Source organism: Pseudomonas sp. BF-RE-25 (assembly GCF_019956105.1).
In the GTDB taxonomy this organism is placed as follows: domain Bacteria; phylum Pseudomonadota; class Gammaproteobacteria; order Pseudomonadales; family Pseudomonadaceae; genus Aquipseudomonas; species Aquipseudomonas migulae.
On the sequence record NZ_JAHBDB010000007.1, the window covers coordinates 22,878 to 44,392 of the forward strand.

Consider the following 21,515-nt stretch of genomic DNA (forward strand, 5'->3'; position numbering starts at 1 on the left):
GAATCCACTAACTTTGTTCGCTTGAACGATCGCGTTCGGTCTGCCCTGAACCCACCTAATTTTGTAAGCACAGAGGGGGGATTTGTACGACAGAGATGAGGAATACCTTGGTACGACAGGCGGCTTCGGGTCGAATACGGCCCTTCGCGACGGACCGCAATGGGGCGAGAGCAGTCCTTAATTAGGGACCAGCTAACTCCCCTAGCTCATAATAACATTCATACGGTCAGGTTGAGCTTGCCTGGCTTTGACCATGCTATTGGCAGGCATCTGATGGACTCACACGGTGCGGAGGCGAATCGTCGGGGAGATAAGGCTAATCGACCAAAAGCAGACGCCCAATATCGTCTACGAAACTAGGGGCGATTCAGTTAACCCTGTTATTTCTGAAGGGAGCACTCCCGATTCGCGAAGTGTCACCGCAGATGCCTGAGTCAGTTTTAGGTCAGCGGTAACATCCGTAACTGCGTCACGGAGTGATGCCGTGCTCAAGTTGTCCGATGAGCGTCAAGATCTGGCGCTGGCCGTCCGCAGATCCTGCTAACGCCAACGGAACCGTATGTGCAAGCGCAGGCGCAGGTTGAGTCAACCAGCGGGCCGCGGCCTGACCATCAAGCGCGAAAAACGCCAACGCCGCGCCTAGCAACTCACCCATCGGTGGAACTAGCGGTAGGTTATCCTCCAATGTCAGGAGAGGCCCCTCATAAACAGTCGTGTGCTCATGCACCGGGCAACGCGTTTGCATCCAACCGAAGAGAGACACCGTCTTGCCGAGAGCGCCGCATATCTCACAGATGGACGGCGATAGAAATTCCGCGAGTTCAATCACAGCGGCTGCATAGTCGCTTCCCTTTCGGTAGTAAAAACGAAGTCCGCCAAATTTTTCTTTAACTTGTACAGCCACAAATTGCTGAGTGCCATTGGTCTCGATGTCGTGCTGAATCAACTCACACATAGCATCGATAAGTGTGAACCAGCCGTCACCGCACTCAAAGCCGAACAAGCGCTGCCCTGCCGAGCTATCGGCTGAAAAAATGGCCGGATATCGCGCACACAAAAGTGCATCGAGTGATTCTTGCATAGTTTTAGTAACCTCTTCTGGGGGCAGCGGTGGCCATGAGCCACGATATTTACCTTCTCGTGGCATACTACTTCCTTGAGCGACTGGGCCACCTCATACGCGTCGTCTCATCCCAGGTAGCAACCGGTATAAACTATGCGAAAATGTAAACACCGCATCGAGATCTACGTTGCTACATAAGATCTGCCAGCGACTGGTTAATCCGTTGCGTGGAGATTTTCGCAAGTACACGACTCATTACACTTCAAACTATCAATCTCCCTCTAAAACTTTATCCCACAGACAATATAGTAGCTTAAATTACGTTGAAGGCGAAGAAATAGGAGTTTTCGCGAGATGCGTGATAGTTAAACAGTAACCAGGGGCTGTTTCAATGCCCGCTTTTCGCGTGATACGCAACAGTTACACAGCTGTGTAACCAGAGACTTTTTCAAGGCCCGGTCTTCGCGAGATACGCAACAGTTACACAGCTGTGTAACCAGAGACTTTTTCAAGACCCGGTCTTCGCGAGATGCGCAACAGTTACACAGTTGTGTAACCAGAGGCTTTTTCAAGGCCCAGCCTTCGTCAAATTAGCAACAGTTACACAGCTGTGTAACCAGAGGCATTTTCAAGGCCCGGTCTTCGCGAGATGCGCAACAGTTACACAGCTGTGTAACCAGAGGCATTTTCAACGCCCGGTCTTCGCGAGATGCGCAACAGTTACACAGTTGTGTAACCAGAGGCGTTTTCAAGGCCCAGCCTTCGTCTAATTAGCAATAGCTACACAGCTGTGTAACCAGAGCCTTTTTCAAGGCCCGGTCTTCGCCAAATTAGCAATAGTTACACAACTGTGTAACCAGAGGCTGCTTTAAGGCCTGGTTACTTGCGATCCACGGTCGCGGAGTTATTAGATTTACGAGTGCACCAGCCGTGACTCCTGTGTATATTAATAAGCAGTTGCTTAGTCCGAACTACACAACACGGTGAACCGATGTGATGAGCGTTAATGAATGATATGACACTCGTAGTAATGGCTAACGAGCCGGATCTACTCAAAAAACTATTGAATGCGCTGCATTCGGGTACCCGCGATGGCCTGATTTCAATTGCAGATGTGCGAAAGTTTGTTTCCTCGCCGAAGCTTGCCGAGTTCCACGTCCGAGGGTTGCATGGCGACGGGCTAGTACCTGTAGGCGATACATTTCTCGATGCTCGAACGATGCTCGCTGATCGGCCGCATAAAACATTCGCAGTGCCGATCCAAAGCTGGCCGGTGTTTTCAGAGGGGAAGATTTTTGTCGACAATGTTGGATTTAACGACAAACAAATTACTAGGATTGAATTGTGGCCGTTCGATCCAAACGAACTAGATGAGGGACAGCTAACACTCGCGGTTGCCCTTAGCTACAACCTAAGAGAGTTTTACGCAGAACCGAGAGTCGCAGGTGCGGTTGATAAAGTGATACGGCCGCTCGGATTCTTCGTGCCTGATGAAGAATACTGACACGGCTTCGCCGTAAGCTGACCAGCGGGTTTGAGGGGGTGATTGCCGATCGTTCTCATGAAAGCCAGGTAAACTGCTACAAACCTATCCAATAAAACCACCCTGTCAAAAACGTCTCTGCGCGAAATCAATAGACCTACGGGCACTGCAAAAACCCGGATTTCACGCAGCAGCGAAACCTATCCAATATTCTTTGTTGTCAACCAAGGGTCTGATCATGAGTAATGAAAGAGAAAAATCAGTAGATCCACTTGCGTCAATTCGGCATATGCTGCCCGACGTTAAGACCGAATTTAGCTGGCTTGGTGAGAATTATCGCGGCTGGCAAGGCTTTGCCAATTCCTTGAAAATTTGAGCGAAGATTACGAATGCGAAGTCGTGTCTCGGCCTGAACACGGGTTCCTACGCGTAGATTGCGCGTTTGCACCACCTCACATTCAAAAACTTGGCTATGCCGTTGAGCTTGCAACGAGCCTAGTTTGTCAGCGTTGCGGTGACTCCCCAGCTGTCGAAGAAATTATCGACGGTTGGAAATGGAAGCTATGCCAGCGCTGCATCAATAGAAAGGGACGTTGATTCTTACGCCTTGGGGGCGATGGAGGGGTAACAGCGCTCTACCACTGGGGCGAATAAGTCCATCCGCCCCAATTTCCAATGAATTTTCTTAAGCGTTAAGCCCTAGGACCGCTTCTCTTTCACTCTCGTGACACATTTTGGCAAGGCTCAATAATTGATTTCTGGTTTGCGTCATGACGCTCTCTTCCCAGTTCTCGTCCAAAACGAACTGGCCGGTGGAGTCCACAGCGACTGGTGCATTTAGCCGCAAGGCTGTCTGGGGGTAGTCTGCGACATCGGCGTCACGGTCGAAATGCACAGCCATCCCACGAAAAAGAGTATCCATGATTTTTTGAATAAGCTTAAACATATCTTCGAGAAGCTTGGCGACGCGCTCCCTTTCGATCTCAAGCTCGACCTCATTACGGGTTTTCTTCCTTAGAGTGAATGAAATACCGAAATTGAAACCCATAAATAGCTGAGTGCGATCATTGGAGTGGTGCATGTATGTACGCTTAGAGTGCTTGCTAAAGTACGATTTCAAACGCTGATTCGGCTTGCTGATTTTTACGTACGCACGATACAAGGCACCGTCATTACGTACGGACTGAGCGTCTGGAGATGCTGTTGGCATACCCAGGCCAAGCTTTGCGTTGTCGCGGGAAGCTATGTAGCTCACTCCGTTGCGCAGTAACGACTGAAAAGTCAGCTTCGTGGACATGATTGTGCTGCCACTGATCCAGCGACCATCTTGCCGGTCGAGCCTGTAGCTGATGCCCTCTACCAGACCATTCTTATCTCGCACACGAATTTGGATGCCGCGCTCTGCGAATCTATCTACTAGCTGCGACATATTTGATGGGCGATTGCTTGCCTTGAATATGACTTTTGAAATCCCTCTAATAATATGGGCCTGATCCTTTTCCGGATCTCCTTTAGCTGTGATCTCCTTAGTCCACCCATCAGTAACGGGAGCAGCCAATTCGTATAGCTGCTCAATTTCCCTCGCAGAATCCATACCCTTGAATCTATCGTTGCTATCGCTCACTAGCTCGAAGTGGGCTCCAAGAGCGCTACGCGAACTCAGAGGATCAGCTTCAACGAGACGAACTCTTGAGCTAACGATGTGGGCGTGTTCACAATCTGTGTCTCTATGTATAACGGCGACGTATTTTGTTGTTTCATCGTAGCCAAGATCACACATGTATTTTCTTACGGCTTCAGTCCATTCTGCTGTCGTTAATGTCTCACCTTTCGATAAAGATAAAATGTAGTGGCCACAGAGTTTTTTGCTTTCACCCTTATAAAGACTTGTGTAGCTTTCAAATTCATGAATGATCGGCTCAACATCCACAAAAACTTTTCTCTCTCCGTCATCCATCACTTCGTAGTACGGATTTTTTGCTATCAGATTTCCGCCGATGAACTCAACATGCTTTCGTTTCTCGAAATCTTGGGCTCGCGCTGCAAACTCATAGACAATTCGATTCCTAAAAGTCGGGGAAAATTCTTTACCCTTGCTTATCATTTTTGTGCTCCATTTATTATTGTTTTTGTATTATTTCGTTTAGCTTTATGATTTTTCTTCTAGCAGAGTCAGAGAGTACAAATGCAGACTCTGGCATGTCGGGACGACTGCAAATATCATTCAAAGAATTAATGTCGCTCGCGATTGAAGAAAGATAGGCGGAAACAGAAGCTAACTTTGCATCTAGGCCAATGCCCTTTTGCTTGATGAGAGCGAAGGCTGCAAGCCTTAAAAATTGGGAGAGGTATGAATAGCCGAACTTCCGGCCTGCTGCTCTAAGTTGCTCTGCTTCTTCGGGGGTTAGATAAACCTCCGAAACCACAGTTCTGGGATTATCCTTTTTTGGGCGACCGCCCTTGGTCTTCACCTTTTCCATTATGCTCACCTTATTATTATATTTATTGGTGTTTTTTTTGATTTTGTTTCAAAGCGCAGAACCCGACGGGTTTGAGCACAAGCCCGTTTCGATACCGTGCCAGACCGAGGAACGAGGTTTGGTGCGGGGGAGAAACATAGCTTGCTTAGATTTTGTTTTTGCAAATTAATTATAACATTAAATATTGACTTGCTTTATTTGGCTCATTGGTTTTTGATGGTTTTTCTGTCACATCATTGGGGGCGTGATATGTCACGTAACTTTATTGGTTTATTGTGATGTATCGCGCGATGGATTTATTTTTGTGTGATATGTCACGTTCTGTTTGTTTTTATAGCGTGATATATCACATCCATTTTTCACTTGTTACGTGATATGTCACGTGTTGAATTTGCAAGCGTGTGATATGTCACATGCTGCCTGCTTTACTCATGTGATATGTCGCATGCGTCAGCGAGTGACATAGTTTAATACCAGCTCCGCTGAATCTAGCCAGCGGGTAGTCTCTGGAAGCTCCCTACCCAGCTAATGTCAGTCTGACGCCTTCAGATTACGCCCCCAGGGCGTATCCACATGAGCTAGAGGGTGTTCGCGAGAAGCCGACTTCTACCAGCTATCACAAGGTATTGAGGAACAAAGTCGTTACACCTATCTACATGTGTACAGGAATTGTTCCAAGCAAGCCCCAGCTGGTCAACTTAGCAAGAGGCTGTAAGAAATTCTGTCACATGCGGCGTTGCGTGATATATATGCTTATTTTAATGTTATAATAAAGCTGCGCAGCAAATTAATTTTGCCCATAACAATAATAAGAAGAGGCGGTCATGCAAGCTAGTAAAGAAAAAGGCGGGCTCTGGATAAGAGAAGCAGCAACGAGTGTAAGCTTTTACAGGGTGAAGTATGGCGAGAAGAAGCAAAGGCTCATCACTGTTTCTTACGACCAGGTTGTTCAAAAGCAGCACGAAGTCAGGGCTCTATTCTCAGCTCCAGAAGCAACCGCAAAGCTGGATAAGTATTTCAGAGAGTTCCCGTTTCTCAAAAGAGAAAAAGCTGTAAAGAAGAAGGAATATCTTACTCGTGCGAAAATAGTCGAATTCATGAGTGCAATGCCTGAATCCATCACTGTACTGATCGAAGATGATCCAAAATGCACGAGTGCAGAGAACCGTCAATTAGCATACGAAATTTGGAAGGCTTGGACTCCCATACGCCAATTGATCAGCAACGTTGGCGGTTGGAACATCAAAGAAGCCGATTCGAAAAAAGCTCTGGCCTGGGGCAACGCCAAGTTGAAGGAAGAGGAGGGGGGATCATGACCGAACCAGGTAAAAATAAGTATTAGCAATTAGCGGATATGGCAAAAGGCACCTAGAAAGGTGCCTTCTATGCGCGACTGATCATCAGGTGCTCCTGATTTACAGGGTGCTTAAAAACTCCTGAATTCTGCTAGAGCGCCATCCCACTGTCTTATGACTCAGCTTTGCCTTCGCCGGAAGCGTCCCTCGCTTTTCCATTCTCTCAACGGTCCTCTTGGATACCCCGAGAATAGCTGCTACGTCACTCATGCTCAAAAAACGATCAGAAATCACTGCATTCATTTTGCCTCCTGCGGCCATATAATATATCAGATAATAATGATCTCTGCTGTTTAGGTCAAGTGTTTTCTTTTTTGTCAAGCTGATTGGCGCAGGGCAACCCGCTCATTTGGCGGGCTTTGGTTGGGATGGTCGGATCTCTGACAGCCTCACGATCTTAATGTCAGTGCGGAAAACCCCTTTCTTCACGTTGTCGAGAAACTGACACCAGGCCTCCAGCGCATCGATTTTTTCTCGCAGATACACGTTGCGGTCATAGTGCTTGTCTTGCACATCAGTGCGTCCGTGAGAGAGTAGATGTGCCCTTGTCTCTTTCGCTACGCCCAGGCCAGCAAGGACCGACTCAGCAGTTGCCCTCACTTCTTTCCAGCTGAAGTACCTTGTCTTACCCGCTTCGCTCAGCGTCGTACCGGCACCGCTGTAGAATTTACTGGCGTACGAAGTGCCAACTAGCTTCTGGGACAATGCGAAGGGGCCGAGATCGCTGAACCGTGTTTCTAAAAGCGGAGCCATGATTTCAAGTATTCGGGGGGTAAACGGCAGGAAATGCGGGTGCGGCTCTGTACGGTTGCCCTTCTTGTCGAAAACGAACATACCCTGGTCATCTACATGCTCCCAGCGCAAATCGAGCAGCATTTTCAGTCGCTGACCACCAAGGTAGATCGGTGCTAGGGCTATGGCCCGCTGATGCTCTGGCAGCATATCCAGGTGCAGCAAAAGCTCCATCAGTTCGGGCTGCTGGAGGGACTCTGTATCGCCGGTGTACACGTTCTCTAGCGCACCTACATCTTCGGCAGGGTTATGAGTCAATCCGAAATTTTTTGCATCAGGGTTCGGTCGCTCAAGATTCCGCTTCGTTTTCTTAGCTCTCTTGAATGCGGCGCTCAAATACGTATGAAGCGTGTCAGTTGTCGAGCGCATGCTTGTCGCTGGTGCGGGTGTCGTGTTGCCTTTCCCTCGACTTCGAGGTTTTGCTGATTTCAGTCTACTCAAAATCTCGAAGATGTCTGCGTCTGTGATTTCACGTGCGGGCTTGCGAGCAAGCTCAGGAAAAGGCTCGATGACGTGCATAGTGAACATGCGTGCGATCTGCGGCGCTTTCACCCTCTCTCGTGCGGCAAGATCAGCAGAGTAGCTGTCTAATAGATCTTTGAACGATCCAAGCTTTGCCATCTCATCAGCAGCTTTAGCTTCCGCTTCGACTTGAGATCGAGCTTCAGCATCCTGGCGTGTGAAGTAGTCTTTTGGGCAGCCGTAGCTGAGCAGTATGTCTACAAGCTCTCGTGCCTTTTCTCTGATCTCAGAGAGCATCATTCCTGATGACGAGGGTGTGGACTTGTACTGACCGATGCTGAGCTGTCCAGGTTTCTTGTTGAGATTCCAGCGGTAATACGCAGTCGTGACCGATCCGATTTTCTTGAACAGGATGCTTCCAGTCCCTCGACCGGACATACTCTCAGTCAGCGTTCCGCCGTCCCGAAGCCCCCGCAGGCGCTGATCGTTTACCCGTTTGTCTTGTGTGTTTCCGGCCATCAAGTCACCAAAAAGTAGTCACTACTGGTTACTACTCTAGCAACTACTTCTGGTGACGTTCAACGTCTTTCGTTGTCCTTGACTGTCGCTCATCGTATTAAAAAAATCTTATGAAATAGCCGGTTAGCAAGGGTCTCTGGAGGTTTTCTCAAAATCTGTCTTCGGTTGTCGATAATAAGTATCCCCCTCCTAAGGGGAAGGTTGGCAGTTCGAACCTGCCCTGGGACACCATCAATTTCCAGCCCTGTGGCTGTCAAAAAAGCCCCGCCAGGATCTCGTATCCGGCGGGGCTTTTTCGTGTGCGATCACCTGACGACCAACATTTGAAAGACGCTCGTTGCTGTGCCTTACTCCAAAGACCACACAGGGAGCGAAATCGATGCGACGCAGGGGCGCCCAATTCTGGTTGTGGACCAACACGCGATTGCCTCTGCACACCCACGAAGAAGTGCTGGGCAGTGGCGTGCAAATCGAGGTGCATGCGCGGATCAGTGTTGAAGGGGTTACCCAGATTTTTGTAGGTGTCTATGGCGCTGATGGCTGGCCGATTCGCGAGGAGCATCATGACCTCAAGGCGGGTGAGCATTACTGCGCCGCATTGAAGTGGGGGACCCAGCGGGCGAGAGAGATTGTGGCGGACACTCAGGAGTTCGTCGCGCCGCACCGGGTGCAATTGACGTTGAGTCCGGTGATTACCGATGAGTCGGTCGTCGCGTTGCGCCGGATGGAGATGACTGAGCGTGAACGCTTGAAGCTCAGGTCTGCCGATGCCTGGTCAGAGTACCTGGACGCCAAGGAGGCCATGCTCGTCTTGATGCGCTCCACCAAGGTTGACCCTATGGTCTGGGCCGATCACAAGGAGCGTCTCAGGCAGGTGATCGATCGGCGCGCTTGCGTGCAGCGCGACTATCTGAACTGAGCGCGCTTCAGCGCTGGTTGCGCAGCGTCTCGATGGTCTGGATCAGGTCATCGTAGGACACCGGTTTGCCAACATGCTGGTCAAAGCCCGACTGTCGTGATTTCTGAATGTCGCTGTGAGCCCCGTAGCCGGTCAGGGCGATGGCCGGTACATCCTTCGCGAGCGGCAACTCACGCAGTGCGCTCATCAACTCGTGGCCATTCATGACCGGCATGCCGAGGTCGGAAATGATCAGGTCGAATCGAGTGCTTTTTGCCGCGTCCAGCGCCGCCACCGGACGGTCAAAGGCAATTACCTGCGCATCTTCCATCTCCAGCAGCATTTTCAGGGTTTCCAGCACGTCCGCGGAATCGTCCACCAACAGAATCGTCAGTCCGCTCAGTCTGCCGCAGGCCTCTTCGGTCTGGGCAGCGGCTTGCGCTTCGCCGGCGGTTTTGGCCAATGGCAGGTAGACGGTGAACGTGCAGCCTGTGCCTACGCCGGCCGAACTCACCTCGACTGCACCGCGTTGCGCCTCGGTCAACTGACGGACCAGCGACAAACCAATCCCGAGCCCTTCACGGTTATGGGTGGCATGTTGTTTTTCAGCCTGGCCGAACAGGTCGAACACGTGATCGAGGTTTTCCGGGGCAATGCCGACGCCATTGTCTTTGATGTCGAGCCGCGCCATGTCCCCGGCCTGGCTGGCGATCAATTGCACACGCCCCTTGGCCGGGGTGAATTTCAGTGCATTGTTCACCAGGTTCCAGATGATTTGCTCCAGCCGTGTCGGATCGGCCTGGACCATCAATGCATCGGACGGCACGAGCAGTTCGACCGTGACGTCATGCTGGTCATTGAGCACGACAGTGTGGACATCGCGCAGCACACTGGCGAGGTCGACGGCGACCGTTTGCAGCTTGAGCTTGCCGGTGCGGACCCGGGCGACATCCAGCAGATCGTCGATGATCCGCGCCTGGCTGGTGACCGCGTCGCAGATGGTGTTCACCGCCCTGGCCGCCGGTGCCAGCGACTTGGTCACCGGCAAGCGCCGCAGCAATTCTGCGTTTAGCTGGATCAGGTTCAGCGGATGCTTGAGCTCGTGGGACATGACCGCAAAGAACTCGTCCTTGAGGTTGTTGGTGTTACGAGTCTCGGCCAGTTCCTGGCTCTGTTCTTCGTGCTGGCGTTTATGGCCGGTCAGGTCACGGGCAATTTTCACGTAGCCCTGCAGGTTATCGCCGCTGAGCAGAGTCACTTCGCCGCTGCAAAAGAAGCGGCTGCCATCCTTGCGCAAATGCCAGCGTTCATCGTCGCTGCGGCCGTGGTTGCGCACCGTCAGCAGCTCGTTTTCCGGCACGCCCGCGGCGCGGTCCTCTGCAGAGAAGATGAAGTCATAGTAGGCGCCCTCGGCCTCGGCCTTGCTGTAGCCGAAGATCAACTCCGCGCCTTTGTTCCAGGTGGTGATCACCCCTTGTTCATCGAGCGTGATGATTGCGTAGTCGCGGGTGCTTTCAGCGACCAGGCGCATGCGCTCCTCGCCCAGGCGCAGCTCTTCTTCGGCCGCCCGACGCTTGGTGATGTCGATGAAGGTCAACACTGTGCCGTCGATGTGGTCTTCGCTGGAGCGGTAGGGCAGCAGGCGGGCGATGTACCAGCGATTGTCGGTGCTGCTGACTTCACGCTCGATCATGTTCAGCGATTCGAACACCAGCGCCGCGTCACCGGCCAGATTGTCGTAATGCAGGCGGTGGGTGATGTCGAGCAGGGAGCGCCCGGTGTCCACCGGCAGCATGCTGAAAATGTCGGTGGCACGCGGGGTGAACCACTTGATGCGCATGCTGCGGTCGACAAACACCGTGGCGATGTCGGTGGAGGCGATCAGGTTGGTCAGGTAGTCGTTGATCTTGTCGGTTTCTTCGACCTTGGTTTTCAGCTCGAAATTGACCGTCAGCAACTCTTCGTTGATGGATTGCAGCTCTTCTTTACTGGTCTCCAGCTCTTCGGTGGCCGAGCGCAGCTCTTCGTTGATCGCCTGCATTTCTTCGTTGGAGGCCTTGAGCTCTTCGCTGGAGACCTCCGATTGTTCGATGGTGTCCTGCAAATGCAGCTTGGTGCGTTGCAGTTCGCGTTCGAGGTTGGACAGCACCTGGTTTTCGTTCTGCAGCACGGTGGTTGCCGCCAGCTCTGAAGGATCGACTTCGACCTCCTCGAAAATCACCAGCACGTACTCGCTGTCCGAGCCTTCATCCTTGTAGGGATGAGCGACCAGATCGATCAGATAACGCCGCTCATCACGCTTGATCGACACCTCGCGGGATTTGACCGACAGGCTGCTTTGCTGAACCTGGAACAACGTGGTGCGCAGTTCCAGGCGCAGCTCTGGAAGGATCAACGTCAGTAAATTGCGCGACATCTCACCACCGACGTGCCGCAGGAAACGCCCGGCACTTTCACTCATGTGCAGAATGTCGGCGTTGGCGTCGACGATCACGCTCGGTGGCGCCGATTGTTCGAGGGCACGTTGATGGATGTCGGCGAAAGAGGTTTTGCGCTGCACACCGCTGTGCGTCGGCTGCTGGGAAATGTTGGTCCGCACGTAGCCTCCACGCGGCATGGTCGGCGTGCGGCGGCTGTTGGCCGTACCGGTTTTGGCGCGGAAGATCCGGTTGCGTTTGTCTACCGGGGCGAACAGTTCGTGGCACGCGTCCGCGCTCTCGGAGGAGCCGAGAAACAGGAACCCGCCGGGGCGCAGGGCAAAGTGGAACATTTGCAGGATTTCGCGCTGCACTTCGCGATCGAGATAGATCAGCAGGTTGCGGCACACGATCAGGTCGATCTGCGAGAACGGCGGATCGGACAGCAGGCTGTGTTTGGCGAACAGGACTTTTTCGCGGATTTCCTTGCGAATCCGGTAATGGTCATCTTCCTTGAGGAAGTAATGCCGCAGTCGCGTGGGCGGCACGTCGGTGACGATGGCTTGCGGGTACAGCCCGGCCCGGCCGACGCTGATGGCGCGCTCGTCAATGTCAGTGGCAAACAATTGCAGCGAAGCCGCACTGGCGTCGAGTTGCAACTGATCGCTGAGCAACATCGCCAGGCTGTAGGCTTCTTCGCCGGTGGAACAACCCGCAGACCAGACGCGAATTTCTTCTTTCTCTGGCTGTGCCGACACGGCGGCACTGACCAGTTGCGGCACGACATCGCGCTCCAGCGCTTCGAAGGCCTCGCGATCGCGGAAGAAGTTGGTCACGCCGATCAGCATGTCGCCGAGCAGGGCCTTGGTTTCTTCGGGATTGTTTTGTAGGTAATGGAAATAGGACGCCAGATCCGGTTGAGACGTGACCTGCATCCGCCGTTCGATCCGGCGCAACACGGTGGCGCGTTTGTAGTGTTTGAAATCATGGCCGGTGCCGGTACGCAACTGGATCAGAATGTCGTGCAGCATTTGCTCCGCCACCAGCGCTTCGCGTTCGGAGATGGCGACAATGGTCTGCGGTTCGGGGTCGTTGGCAATGGGCAAGCTGATTTCCTGAGAGTTACGCCACAGCTCCAGCAGTTTTTGCGGCATTTCAACGACCGGCAGAACCAGGTCAACCATACGGGTATCGATGGCGGCGCGGGGCATGCCATCGAACTCGGCGTCTTCCGGTGCCTGCGCCAGCGTGACGCCGCCCTGTTCCTTGATCCGCGAAAGACCGACGGCACCGTCGGAACCGGTGCCCGACAGCACCAGGCAGAACGCTCGTTCCCGATGGACATCGGCCAGGTCGCGGAAGAACAGATCGATCGAGGCGTGCCGGGATTCCCGTGTATCGCTGGTACTGACCTCAAGAAAACCATCGTTCATCGACAGGCGTTGTGCCGGTGAAATGACGTACACATGGTTTTTCTCGATGGACACCCTTTCAGTGACTTGCAGAACCGGCATCGCGGTCGATTCCTGGACGATCCTGTCGGCAATGCTCTGGTGATCGGGGGAGAGGTGAAGAATGATCACGAACGCCATGCCGTTGTCCTGCGGCATGTTTTCGAAGAACAGCTTGATGGCTTGCAGCCCACCTGCCGACGCGCCAATTCCCACCACCGGAAAATCCAGGGTACTGGGGATCAGGGTCTTTCGCTCATTGGAGTTCACTGAGCGATTGGGGGTGGTGGTCATAACTTATGCCTGTGCCGACGACGGGAGCGTCTGGGTCTGAAAGAGGGGTAGCAGACGCGTTGCAATAAATCAGGATAATCCCGTTTTTCAATAACGCCTTCAAATATTTAGCCCGCATTCGCGGCCCTTTTAAATTTGGACTCCAGCGGCGCAAATGCATTCCAATTCTTCAAGTGAATGGCCCTGCTGGCCGATAACCCGGACAGTCATGATCTTCTTCTTAAAATTGCCTGGAAATCTTCGATGCTGTCGTATCACCAAAAGCGTTTTTTGATCGTCGATGATTTCTCGGATTTCCGCAGTTCCGTCAGGTCCATGCTGCGTGAGCTGGGCGTCAAGGACGTGGACACCGCCGACACCGGCGAGCAGGCGCTGCGCATGTGTTCGCAGAAGTCCTACGATTTCATCCTCCAGGATTTCCACCTTGGTGATGGCAAGAAGAACGGTCAGCAGGTTCTCGAAGACCTGATGGTCGAGAAGCTGATCAGCCACGAAGCCGTGTTCGTCATGGTCACCGCCGAGACCAGCCAGGCGATGGTGCTCAGCGCCCTGGAACACGAGCCCGATGCTTACCTGACCAAACCCTTCAACCGTTCCGGCCTGGCCCAACGCCTGGAGCGTCTGGAGCAGCGCAAGACCTTGCTCAAGCCGATCCTGCAGGCGCTCGATCGCGGTAAACCGGTTGAAGTGCTCAATGCCTGCATCGCCTTGTGCAAGCAGGACATCCGCTACTCGCCGCTGTGTTTGCGTTACCGCGCCGATGCCTTGCGCGACTTGAATCAGAACGAAGCGTTGGAGCGACTCTACGACAGCATCATTGCCGATCGGCCTTTGCCATGGGCATTTGCCGGGCTGGGCCAGTTGCTGTTCAAGCGGGGTCAGGTCAGCCAGGCCAAGGGCGTCTACGAAAAAGCGTTGAAAGTGTTCCCGATGATGCCGGCGCTGTATGACGGCATGGCCGATGTGCTGGTCGCCGAGGGCGACACCAAGGCTGCGCAACAGGTGTTGGAGGAGGCGATTCGTTTGTCGCCGCTGGCCGTACGCCGGCAAGCGCTGCTGGGTAAGCTGGCGATGACCAACGAAGATTTCGATACCGCGTCCAAAGCTTACCGTCAGGCCGTCAGCCAAGGTGCCCAGTCACGTTTCAAGGACGCCGAAAGCAACCTCGGTCTCGCCCATGCGTTGATCAGCAAGGGCAGCGAAAAGGGCCTGGACACCCGGACCCGGCTGGAAATCAACACCACGCTGAGTGCCGTGGCCAAGGAAAACCCTTCCGACCCGGGCCTGCAGATTCGTGCGCGGCTGATGAAGGCCACCAGCCTGTTGCTCAACGACGCCGAAACCGCGGAAAAGCTCACCGAGCAAGCGATGTTGCGCCTCGATGGCATGGAGCAATTCATGAGTGCCGAAGCGGCGCTGCTGGTGGCCAAGCAGCTGCAAATGCTTGGGCAGGCTGATGCCGGTAAGTCGATGCTGAAAAACTGCGCAGAAATCTACGGCGACGATCCGACAGTGATGCAGGGTATCGCCAAGCTGACCGACGACCCGAGCATCCTCAACTCCGGCAACGATGCTGCGGAACTCAACCGTCAAGGCGTGCGGGTGTACAAGACCGGCAACCTGGTGGAGGCGCGGGCGGTGTTCCGCAAAGCCCTGGCGTTGCAACCGAAGAACATCAGTATTGCGTTGAACATGGCGCAATCGCTGCTGCATGGCACCGACACCAGCGCGCCATCGGCGGAGCTTGAAGAATGTCGCGCCTGCCTGAAAACGGTCGGCCTGATGCCCGACACCGATGCGCGATATGCGCGTTATCAGAAACTGAAAATCAAGGCGTTCAGCGGATGAACCAAGACAACCCGGCACTGGATTTCTCCACGGTGATTGCTTCCACCGTGCACGACATGAAGAACTCTCTGGCGATGCTGATGCAGGCACACAGCCAATGGCTGGCGCGCTTGCCCGATCCGGCGCGGCACACCCCGGAGCAGGGCGTGATCGATTTCGAGTTCGCCCACCTCAACGGCATGCTGGTTCAGTTGCTGGGGCTGTACAAACTCGGCGTCAACCAGATGCCGCTGCAGCCGGCTTATCACGAACTGGATGACTTCATCGAAGCGCAACTGGCCTGCCATCAGGACGTGTTCGCCAGTCGCGGCATCATGGCGACCTATGAAGTGGACCCGCTGAGCCCGCTGGGTTTCTTCGACCGTGAGCTGATTGCGTCGGTGCTGGCCAACAGCATCAACAACGCCATCCGTTACGCCCGTCACGCATTGTTGATCACGGTGAGCGACGAGGCCGGGCAATTGGTGTTGACCATCAACGACGATGGCGAGGGTTATCCGGCCGAGATGATCGAGCGTCAGGCCGATTACGTGCAGGGCATCAACCACAGCAGCGGCAGCACCGGCTTGGGCCTGTATTTCGCCGGACGGATTGCCGCCTTGCATCAGCGCAACGGCATCGGTGGGCGCACAGAAATCAGCAACGGCGGCCCGTTGGGCGGTGGAGTGTTCAGCCTCTATCTCCCCTGAATACCCCGCATCCCCCTGTAGGAGCTGGCTTGCCAGCGATGAGGGCTTTGAACTCTGCGGCGTTCTTACGAACGCCATCGCCGGCAAGCCGGCTCCTACAAGGATTGTGGTGACGGTTATTTCGGCGTTGTCGTCCGCCATGACGTTTTTGTTTGTCGCTGCTTGATATTCCGAACACGCGGAGCCTATTTTGTACGGTCGCCGTTCGCGGCTTGCACAACTACAAAGGATTGCGTCATGACAACCGGTGGCCAGCGCTCACTCGCGCAGCGATTGACGGGCATTGATGAGATTGAATGTGTTACGCCGGATTTGAACGGCGTGCCCCGTGGCAAGGTCATGACGGCCGAAGGCTTTCACGAGGGGCGGCGTTTGCAGATGGCGCGGGGTGTGCTGCTGCAATGCATCATGGGCGGATATCCGCCAGCGCGTTTTTACGGCAGCGATGACGGCGACCTGGCACTGGTGCCAGACCCTGCGCAGATCCATCGCTTGCCCTGGAGCAAACAGCCGCGTGCCTTGGCCATTTGCGATGCGGACGAACTGACCGGCGAAAGCTCCCCTCTGTCGACTCGTGGTCAACTCAAAGCAGTTATCGCGCGTTACGCCGCTCTTGGGCTGGCGCCGGTAGTGGCCACTGAGCTTGAGTTTTTTGTCTTCGCACCCAACACCGACCCGACGCAACCGTTCCAGCCGCCGGTGGGCCTGGACGGTCGGCGCGAGGACGGTCATTCGGCGTTCAGTGTCAGTTCCAATAACGGCTTGCGGCCGTTTTTCAGTGAAGTCTATGAGTGCATGGCGGCCCTCGGTTTGCCGCGCGATACGTTCATGCACGAGATGGGCGTCAGCCAGTTCGAGATCAACCTGCTGCACGGTGATCCGTTGTTGCTGGCCGACCAGACATTGCTGTTCAAGCATCTGCTTAAAGAAGTGGCGCTCAAGCATGGGCTGACGGTGGTCTGCATGGCCAAGCCACTGGCGCACACGCCGGGCAGCTCGATGCATATTCACCAGAGCATCGTCGAGATCGCCACCGGGCGTAACGTCTTCAGCGACGAGGCCGGCGAGCCGACGGCGACCTTCCGTCACTTCATCGGTGGCCAGCAGGCCTGCATGGCGGATTTCACGGCATTATTTGCACCGAACGTGAACTCCTATCAGCGCTTGTGCCATCCGTTCGCATCACCGAATAATGCCTGCTGGTCCCACGACAATCGGGCGGCCGGTTTGCGCATTCCGGCCAGCTCGCCGGTGGCGCGTCGGGTGGAAAATCGCCTGCCGGGCGCTGATGCCAACCCATATCTGGCGATTGCAGCGAGCCTGGCGGCAGGGTTGTATGGCATCGAAAATACAGTGGAGCCGAGTGAAGCGATCCAGGGTGAGTTCGAGGTGCCGGATAATCTTTCGTTGCCGTGTACCTTGCATGCCGCTCTCGAACGTCTGAAACGTAGCCAATTGGCGAAGGAACTGTTCGGCAAGGAGTTCATCGAAGGCTACGTCGCTTCGAAGACCATGGAGTTGACCAGCTTCTTTGATGAAATTACGCCCTGGGAGCGCCGTGTTTTAGCCGCCCAGGCCTGACGAACCTTCGTCTTCGGGCTATCTTTTCGGATAGCCCGTTTCTCACCGCAAGGAGCCGCTCGGAACGCCGATGCGCCAAATCTGGAAACCCTTTCGAGCGCTGTATTTCGCCTCGCTGATGATGTTGATCGGCTCCGGCTTGCTGAGTACTTACCTGGGCTTGCGCCTGGCGGCCGACCATGTCGACAGCCTGTGGGTCGGTGCGTTGATGGCGGCCAACTATTTCGGCCTCGTGCTGGGGGGCAAGATCGGTCACCGGTTGATTGCCCGGGTCGGGCATATCCGGGCTTATTCGGCCTGCGCCGGGATTGTCGGCGCGGCGGTGCTGGGCCATGGTCTGGTGGACTGGCTGCCGGCGTGGATATTCCTGCGGGTCATCGTCGGTCTCGGGATGATGTGCCAGTACATGGTCATCGAAAGCTGGCTCAATGAGCAGGCCGAAGCCTCGCAGCGTGGCACGGTGTTCAGCGGTTACATGATCGCTTCTTATCTTGGCCTGGTGCTGGGGCAACTGATTCTGGTCATGCACCCGGGCCTCGGTCTGGAGCTTCTGATGCTGGTCGCCCTGTGCTTTGCCCTGTGCCTGGTGCCGGTGGCTCTGACGCGGCGGATTCACCCGGCGCCGCTGCATCCGGCACCGATGGAGCCGCGCTTCTTTATCAAGCGCGTGCCGCAGTCGTTGAGTACGGTGCTGGGGGCAGGGCTGATCATCGGTTCGTTCTACGGTCTGGCGCCGCTGTATGCCTCTCAGCAAGGGTTGTCCACGGAGCAGGTCGGTCTGTTCATGGGTAGCTGCATTTTTGCCGGCCTGCTGGTGCAGTGGCCGTTGGGCTGGTTGTCCGACCGTTATGACCGGGCGCTGTTGATCCGCTGTTTTGCGCTGGTGCTGGCCCTCGCCGCGTTGCCGCTGGCGATCATGAAGCAGGTGCCGCTGGAGGTGTTGTTCATCACCGGTTTTATCTGCTCGCTAGTGAAGTTTTGCCTGTACCCGCTGGCGGTCGCGTTTTCCAATGACCACGTCGAGGCTGATCGGCGGGTGTCACTGACGGCGATGCTGCTGGTGACCTACGGCGTCGGCGCGAGTATCGGGCCGTTGGTCGCCGGGGTACTGATGAAGATGTTCGGCAGTCAGATGCTCTACGCCTTCTTCAGTTTCTTTGCGTTGGTGCTGGTGTGGCGGATCCGCCCGAAAGCGGTGACCAACCTGCATCAGGTCGACGACGCGCCGCTGCATCACGTCGCCATGCCGGACAGCATGTCGAGTTCGCCGCTGGTGGCTTGCCTTGATCCACGGGTTGATGAGCAAGTGGTGCAGGACCAGATGCAGAGCCCGGCCAATCCTGATCCGGCTCCTGAGTCGGAGGTCGAGACACCCACCACTCCACCTCCGGAGGACCCTGACGCGGGCCGCGAGCAAAGCTTCACCGAGGCCAGGCCTTAAATCGGGGCATAAAAAAACGGGCAGTCACCGCAAGGGACTGCCCGTTTTTTATTGGCGCTGGAATTACAGGTCGTCTTTGTCGAAACGTCGTGCTTCGCGCTGAAGCTGATAGACGAAGCGCTCGACCTGACGCTGCACCAGGCCGCTCATGTTGTGAAAGCGGATGCCGGCGAAGGTGGTGGAGATTCTTTCTTCGAAATGCAGGTAACGCAGTTCGACCGGTGCCGTCATTTTGCCAAAGGGCAGGGCGGCGGCGAAGCGGTCGTAGACCTGACCCAATTGCAGGCTGCCGGTGATGTCGCCTTCAAAGCGCAACTTGCAGCCGGTCGCGGAGATGTCCAACAGCTTGCCGCTGATCGGCGCCTTGAGTTTTTCACCGTCCAGATCAACGTTGACCAGTTGGGCCAGCTTCAAGGCTGCGCGGAAGGCATTGCGGCGCTGGTGATAAACCACTTCATCTGGCAGCGGGCCACGATAGCAGCGGGTGTCACCGGACTCGTCGATGGTCAGTTGACCGTTGCTTTCCCAGGCAATGCGCACGCCTTCGTGAAAGCCTTCGACCTTGAACGGTTCGCCGGCCAGCATGAAGCGCTCACCGTCACGCGGGATCATTTCGTCGAGCGCGATGGTCCCGCGCTCGCGGTCCACGTCCACCAGATAGCTCTGGAAGCGCTGGGTGCGCTCATGGAACGTGATGATCAGCGGGTCATGGCTTTCTTGCAGTTGGCGCAGGTTGCCGGAGATTTCCAACGGTGTGGTAAGCACCTTGGGTGGCTGCGGGGCATCTTCCGCGGTTAAGGCATTGGACACGGTTAATCAATCTCCAGACAAAATATGACTACGGCTGGCCAGTATATTGCCAGCATGTTGCGAGTCTTGATAGGGCGTGGTCATTTGCGGGCTCAAGCCTGACTGAGCGGGCGCGGCTTCGCAAGCTTGGCGGTTGATCCGCGGGCGTCATAAAGCGCTGGCGGTTCACCGCCGGTCAGGATTTTCAGCTGATTGGCCGTGGCGGCCTGCTGGACCAGGATGGACTGGCCATTATTGGCGTTCGCCGCCTGGCATTGAGCCAGTAGATCGGTCAGCACATCGCTCTGGGCCAGCAACTGCTCGCCAATGCTCGAATGGCTGGCGAGTTGCTCCAGGCCGTTGCGATTGGTCGGCAGGTTGAGGCTGGCGAGGATTTCGCTGCGCTTGCGGCCATGCTGTTCAAGCAGAATGATCAATGCCTGTTTCTGCGCCAGAATGTCTTCGAGCAGTGGCATGTCCCGACCGTGCAAGGCGAGGGACTCGGTTTGCAGTAACTCAAGCAAGTGTTGCGCTGGAGCAAAGTCGTCGGTGATCAGTTGCAGTAAATTAGTGTCTTGCATGGCTGGCCTTGGGTTTTAAGCGTCCAAAAGCCTGGCGCGGGCCGTAGCCTAGCGCTGGGCTTCGAAGTTGAGCAGTTTGCTGGCTACACGGCTGCTGTCGACTTTATAGCTGCCATCGGCAATCGCTGCTTTCAACTCGGCCACACGGGCGTTGTCGACGGCAGGCTGATCGCGCAGCTTGTCAGTGACCTGTTGCAACTGTTGAGCCTCATTGCTGAGGTGTACCGATTCCCCGCTTTTGATGGCAGTGGCCTGTTCGGCCGGGGTATTCAGCGGCGCGGATTTGCCGGCGTCGGCAGTTTCCTTGGCAACGCTGGTACGTGTACTGCCCGTAAGTGGCGAGGAGCTGTTCAAACGGCTGAAATCGATGACCATGGTAAAAAACCTCTGAGTATTTGGACGCTTGCCATGTTTTCGGCTCTCCCTGTGAAAACTTTAGACCCATTTATCAAATGGGCCCGCATGCGCCAGCACTTCTCCTGCATGCGGCACAGTTTAGGGAACAGCCTCGGGCAACGCCACATCTTCACGAACAGAGAATCCTACATGGACACTTCCACCTGACCTGGCGCGGTAACCTGCGCCTTGATGACCCGTCTGGAATTGAGGTTTTTCACGCGTATCTGCTCGGCCATGCCGCCGTTGGAGAGGGCCTCGCCGGGCATACGCACGCTGAGCGTACCACTGCGGGCGGTAATCACCACCTGATCGCCTTTGCGAATGACTTCCGCCTGTTCGAGATGAACCAGGGTAATCACCTGGTCGGTGACCATTGGTCGGGTAAGTCGCTGGCCGATCGCCTGGTCTACGGATGTGAAGTAGCCCTGGCCAATCAGGCTGACGTCACGCTCGCGCAGCGTCACGTCATCGGGCTCGACAATCCCTGCGCGGCGCAGGGGCCGGGTGGCGGTCACAACGTCGCGAAACAGGCGGACTTGAGCGGGTACGAAGACTGTCCAGGGCGATGAACCCTCGCAGCGAACCTTGACCGTGACCCGGCCCAGCGGCTTGGCCGGACTCTCGAGGCTGGCTGTCAATTCCTTGTCGCACATGGGCATGCGCAGCCGCGAGTCGAGCTGGTTGACCTGGATTTCGTAGCGACCTTCCGTTTGACTGGTAGCCAGATAGTCTTCTACGGTGAATTCAAGAAAGCCCTGGGTGACGCCGATAAGCATGTCAGGCAAGGTAACTGCGTCAGCAAAGGCAGGGCTGCCAGCGTTGAACAGGCAAACGGCCGACACTGCACAGAGCAATCTGCGGATAGGTGATGTCAGGCGTCGGAAAAATGTCGGTTCTGTGTTCATAAAAGTTAAAAAGCAAGCGCCGTGCCGTTTAGTGATGAATGTGCGTCGCAACACACTTAGCGTTGGTG

Annotated in this window: 18 protein-coding genes and 1 tRNA gene; 9 read left to right on the forward strand and 10 right to left on the reverse strand. The window is 55.1% G+C overall.

Going from position 1 to position 21,515, the window contains the following annotated elements:
* Positions 1-469: 469 nt before the first annotated feature.
* Positions 470-1,147 (reverse strand): MbcA/ParS/Xre antitoxin family protein, encoded by a 678-nt coding sequence (locus KGB24_RS03760; RefSeq protein WP_223415592.1) that lies wholly within the window; start codon positions 1,145-1,147, stop codon positions 470-472.
* 922 nt (positions 1,148-2,069) lie between these two features.
* Between KGB24_RS03760 and KGB24_RS03765 the strand changes: the two genes are divergently transcribed.
* Both KGB24_RS03765 and KGB24_RS03770 read left to right on the forward strand, forming a co-directional pair.
* Positions 2,070-2,567 (forward strand): hypothetical protein, encoded by a 498-nt coding sequence (locus KGB24_RS03765; RefSeq protein WP_223415591.1) that lies wholly within the window; start codon positions 2,070-2,072, stop codon positions 2,565-2,567.
* A gap of 217 nt (positions 2,568-2,784) precedes the next feature.
* Positions 2,785-2,922: a hypothetical protein gene (locus tag KGB24_RS03770; RefSeq protein WP_223415590.1), complete on the forward strand. Its 138-nt coding sequence runs from the start codon at positions 2,785-2,787 to the stop codon at positions 2,920-2,922.
* Between the two features lie 309 nt (positions 2,923-3,231).
* Here the strand turns inward: KGB24_RS03770 and KGB24_RS03775 are convergent, their stop codons facing one another.
* Both KGB24_RS03775 and KGB24_RS03780 read right to left on the reverse strand, forming a co-directional pair.
* A complete protein-coding gene (locus KGB24_RS03775) occupies positions 3,232-4,650 on the reverse strand; it encodes a relaxase/mobilization nuclease domain-containing protein (protein WP_223415589.1) in 1,419 nt (472 codons plus the stop codon).
* Between the two features lie 16 nt (positions 4,651-4,666).
* Positions 4,667-5,026: a hypothetical protein gene (locus tag KGB24_RS03780; RefSeq protein ID WP_223415588.1), complete on the reverse strand. Its 360-nt coding sequence runs from the start codon at positions 5,024-5,026 to the stop codon at positions 4,667-4,669.
* Positions 5,027-5,850: 824 nt separating this feature from the next.
* On the opposite strand from KGB24_RS03780, the gene KGB24_RS03785 reads away from it, so the two are divergent.
* Positions 5,851-6,342 (forward strand): hypothetical protein, encoded by a 492-nt coding sequence (locus tag KGB24_RS03785; RefSeq protein ID WP_223415587.1) that lies wholly within the window; start codon positions 5,851-5,853, stop codon positions 6,340-6,342.
* A gap of 99 nt (positions 6,343-6,441) precedes the next feature.
* Here KGB24_RS03785 and KGB24_RS29345 read toward each other — a convergent pair whose 3' ends face one another.
* Together KGB24_RS29345 and KGB24_RS03795 are read right to left on the reverse strand one after the other, a co-directional pair.
* Positions 6,442-6,642, reverse strand: a complete 201-nt coding sequence (locus KGB24_RS29345) for a helix-turn-helix transcriptional regulator (RefSeq protein WP_411740726.1) — start codon at positions 6,640-6,642, stop codon at positions 6,442-6,444.
* A gap of 84 nt (positions 6,643-6,726) precedes the next feature.
* Positions 6,727-8,154 carry a tyrosine-type recombinase/integrase gene (locus KGB24_RS03795; protein ID WP_223415586.1) on the reverse strand — a complete coding sequence of 476 codons (1,428 nt, stop codon included), beginning with the start codon at positions 8,152-8,154 and terminating at the stop codon, positions 6,727-6,729.
* A gap of 132 nt (positions 8,155-8,286) precedes the next feature.
* On the opposite strand from KGB24_RS03795, the gene KGB24_RS03800 reads away from it, so the two are divergent.
* A tRNA-Arg gene (locus KGB24_RS03800) sits at positions 8,287-8,385 on the forward strand.
* A gap of 148 nt (positions 8,386-8,533) precedes the next feature.
* Positions 8,534-9,073, forward strand: a complete 540-nt coding sequence (locus tag KGB24_RS03805; RefSeq protein WP_223415585.1) for a hypothetical protein — start codon at positions 8,534-8,536, stop codon at positions 9,071-9,073.
* Positions 9,074-9,080: 7 nt separating this feature from the next.
* Here the strand turns inward: KGB24_RS03805 and KGB24_RS03810 are convergent, their stop codons facing one another.
* The gene (locus tag KGB24_RS03810) at positions 9,081-13,214 is read right to left on the reverse strand and encodes a CheR family methyltransferase (RefSeq protein WP_223415584.1); all 4,134 of its coding nucleotides are present in this window, start codon (positions 13,212-13,214) and stop codon (positions 9,081-9,083) included.
* Positions 13,215-13,457: 243 nt separating this feature from the next.
* Here KGB24_RS03810 and KGB24_RS03815 point away from each other — a divergent pair, with 243 nt between their 5' ends.
* The 4 genes from KGB24_RS03815 (at position 13,458) to KGB24_RS03830 (ending at position 18,773) form a co-directional block, all read left to right on the forward strand.
* Entirely contained in the window at positions 13,458-15,062 is a 1,605-nt protein-coding gene (locus tag KGB24_RS03815; protein WP_192227954.1) for a tetratricopeptide repeat-containing response regulator, read from the forward strand.
* Entirely contained in the window at positions 15,059-15,751 is a 693-nt protein-coding gene (locus KGB24_RS03820; protein ID WP_008033064.1) for a sensor histidine kinase, read from the forward strand. The genes KGB24_RS03815 and KGB24_RS03820 overlap by 4 nt, the downstream gene beginning before the upstream one ends.
* Positions 15,752-16,090: 339 nt before the next feature.
* Positions 16,091-17,332: a glutamine synthetase family protein gene (locus KGB24_RS03825; protein WP_177318890.1), complete on the forward strand. Its 1,242-nt coding sequence runs from the start codon at positions 16,091-16,093 to the stop codon at positions 17,330-17,332.
* A 70-nt stretch (positions 17,333-17,402) separates the two neighbouring features.
* Positions 17,403-18,773, forward strand: a complete 1,371-nt coding sequence (locus KGB24_RS03830) for an MFS transporter (RefSeq protein WP_223415583.1) — start codon at positions 17,403-17,405, stop codon at positions 18,771-18,773.
* A gap of 63 nt (positions 18,774-18,836) precedes the next feature.
* Here the strand turns inward: KGB24_RS03830 and KGB24_RS03835 are convergent, their stop codons facing one another.
* The 4 genes from KGB24_RS03835 to flgA form a co-directional block, all read right to left on the reverse strand.
* Entirely contained in the window at positions 18,837-19,583 is a 747-nt protein-coding gene (locus KGB24_RS03835) for a flagellar brake protein (protein WP_008033058.1), read from the reverse strand.
* A 92-nt stretch (positions 19,584-19,675) separates the two neighbouring features.
* Positions 19,676-20,143, reverse strand: a complete 468-nt coding sequence (locus tag KGB24_RS03840; protein ID WP_008033056.1) for a flagella synthesis protein FlgN — start codon at positions 20,141-20,143, stop codon at positions 19,676-19,678.
* A 48-nt stretch (positions 20,144-20,191) separates the two neighbouring features.
* On the reverse strand, positions 20,192-20,518 hold the full coding sequence (flgM, locus tag KGB24_RS03845) for a flagellar biosynthesis anti-sigma factor FlgM (RefSeq protein ID WP_008033053.1): 327 nt from the start codon (positions 20,516-20,518) through the stop codon (positions 20,192-20,194).
* A gap of 167 nt (positions 20,519-20,685) precedes the next feature.
* Positions 20,686-21,447 (reverse strand): flagellar basal body P-ring formation chaperone FlgA, encoded by a 762-nt coding sequence (gene flgA, locus KGB24_RS03850; protein WP_223415582.1) that lies wholly within the window; start codon positions 21,445-21,447, stop codon positions 20,686-20,688.
* Positions 21,448-21,515 lie beyond the last annotated feature (68 nt).

Excerpts from the sequence above, each read along its gene's own strand:
- KGB24_RS03760 (WP_223415592.1), bottom strand. The coding sequence starts at position 1,147 with ATGCCACGAGAAGGTAAATATCGTGGCTCATGGCCACCGCTGCCCCCA.
- KGB24_RS03765 (WP_223415591.1), top strand. The coding sequence starts at position 2,070 with ATGAATGATATGACACTCGTAGTAATGGCTAACGAGCCGGATCTACTC.
- KGB24_RS03770 (WP_223415590.1), top strand. The coding sequence starts at position 2,785 with ATGAGTAATGAAAGAGAAAAATCAGTAGATCCACTTGCGTCAATTCGG.
- KGB24_RS03775 (WP_223415589.1), bottom strand. The coding sequence starts at position 4,650 with ATGATAAGCAAGGGTAAAGAATTTTCCCCGACTTTTAGGAATCGAATT.
- KGB24_RS03780 (WP_223415588.1), bottom strand. The coding sequence starts at position 5,026 with ATGGAAAAGGTGAAGACCAAGGGCGGTCGCCCAAAAAAGGATAATCCC.
- KGB24_RS03785 (WP_223415587.1), top strand. The coding sequence starts at position 5,851 with ATGCAAGCTAGTAAAGAAAAAGGCGGGCTCTGGATAAGAGAAGCAGCA.
- KGB24_RS29345 (WP_411740726.1), bottom strand. The coding sequence starts at position 6,642 with ATGGCCGCAGGAGGCAAAATGAATGCAGTGATTTCTGATCGTTTTTTG.
- KGB24_RS03795 (WP_223415586.1), bottom strand. The coding sequence starts at position 8,154 with ATGGCCGGAAACACACAAGACAAACGGGTAAACGATCAGCGCCTGCGG.
- KGB24_RS03805 (WP_223415585.1), top strand. The coding sequence starts at position 8,534 with ATGCGACGCAGGGGCGCCCAATTCTGGTTGTGGACCAACACGCGATTG.
- KGB24_RS03810 (WP_223415584.1), bottom strand. The coding sequence starts at position 13,214 with ATGACCACCACCCCCAATCGCTCAGTGAACTCCAATGAGCGAAAGACC.
- KGB24_RS03815 (WP_192227954.1), top strand. The coding sequence starts at position 13,458 with ATGCTGTCGTATCACCAAAAGCGTTTTTTGATCGTCGATGATTTCTCG.
- KGB24_RS03820 (WP_008033064.1), top strand. The coding sequence starts at position 15,059 with ATGAACCAAGACAACCCGGCACTGGATTTCTCCACGGTGATTGCTTCC.
- KGB24_RS03825 (WP_177318890.1), top strand. The coding sequence starts at position 16,091 with ATGACGGCCGAAGGCTTTCACGAGGGGCGGCGTTTGCAGATGGCGCGG.
- KGB24_RS03830 (WP_223415583.1), top strand. The coding sequence starts at position 17,403 with ATGCGCCAAATCTGGAAACCCTTTCGAGCGCTGTATTTCGCCTCGCTG.
- KGB24_RS03840 (WP_008033056.1), bottom strand. The coding sequence starts at position 20,143 with ATGCAAGACACTAATTTACTGCAACTGATCACCGACGACTTTGCTCCA.
- flgM (WP_008033053.1), bottom strand. The coding sequence starts at position 20,518 with ATGGTCATCGATTTCAGCCGTTTGAACAGCTCCTCGCCACTTACGGGC.
- flgA (WP_223415582.1), bottom strand. The coding sequence starts at position 21,447 with ATGAACACAGAACCGACATTTTTCCGACGCCTGACATCACCTATCCGC.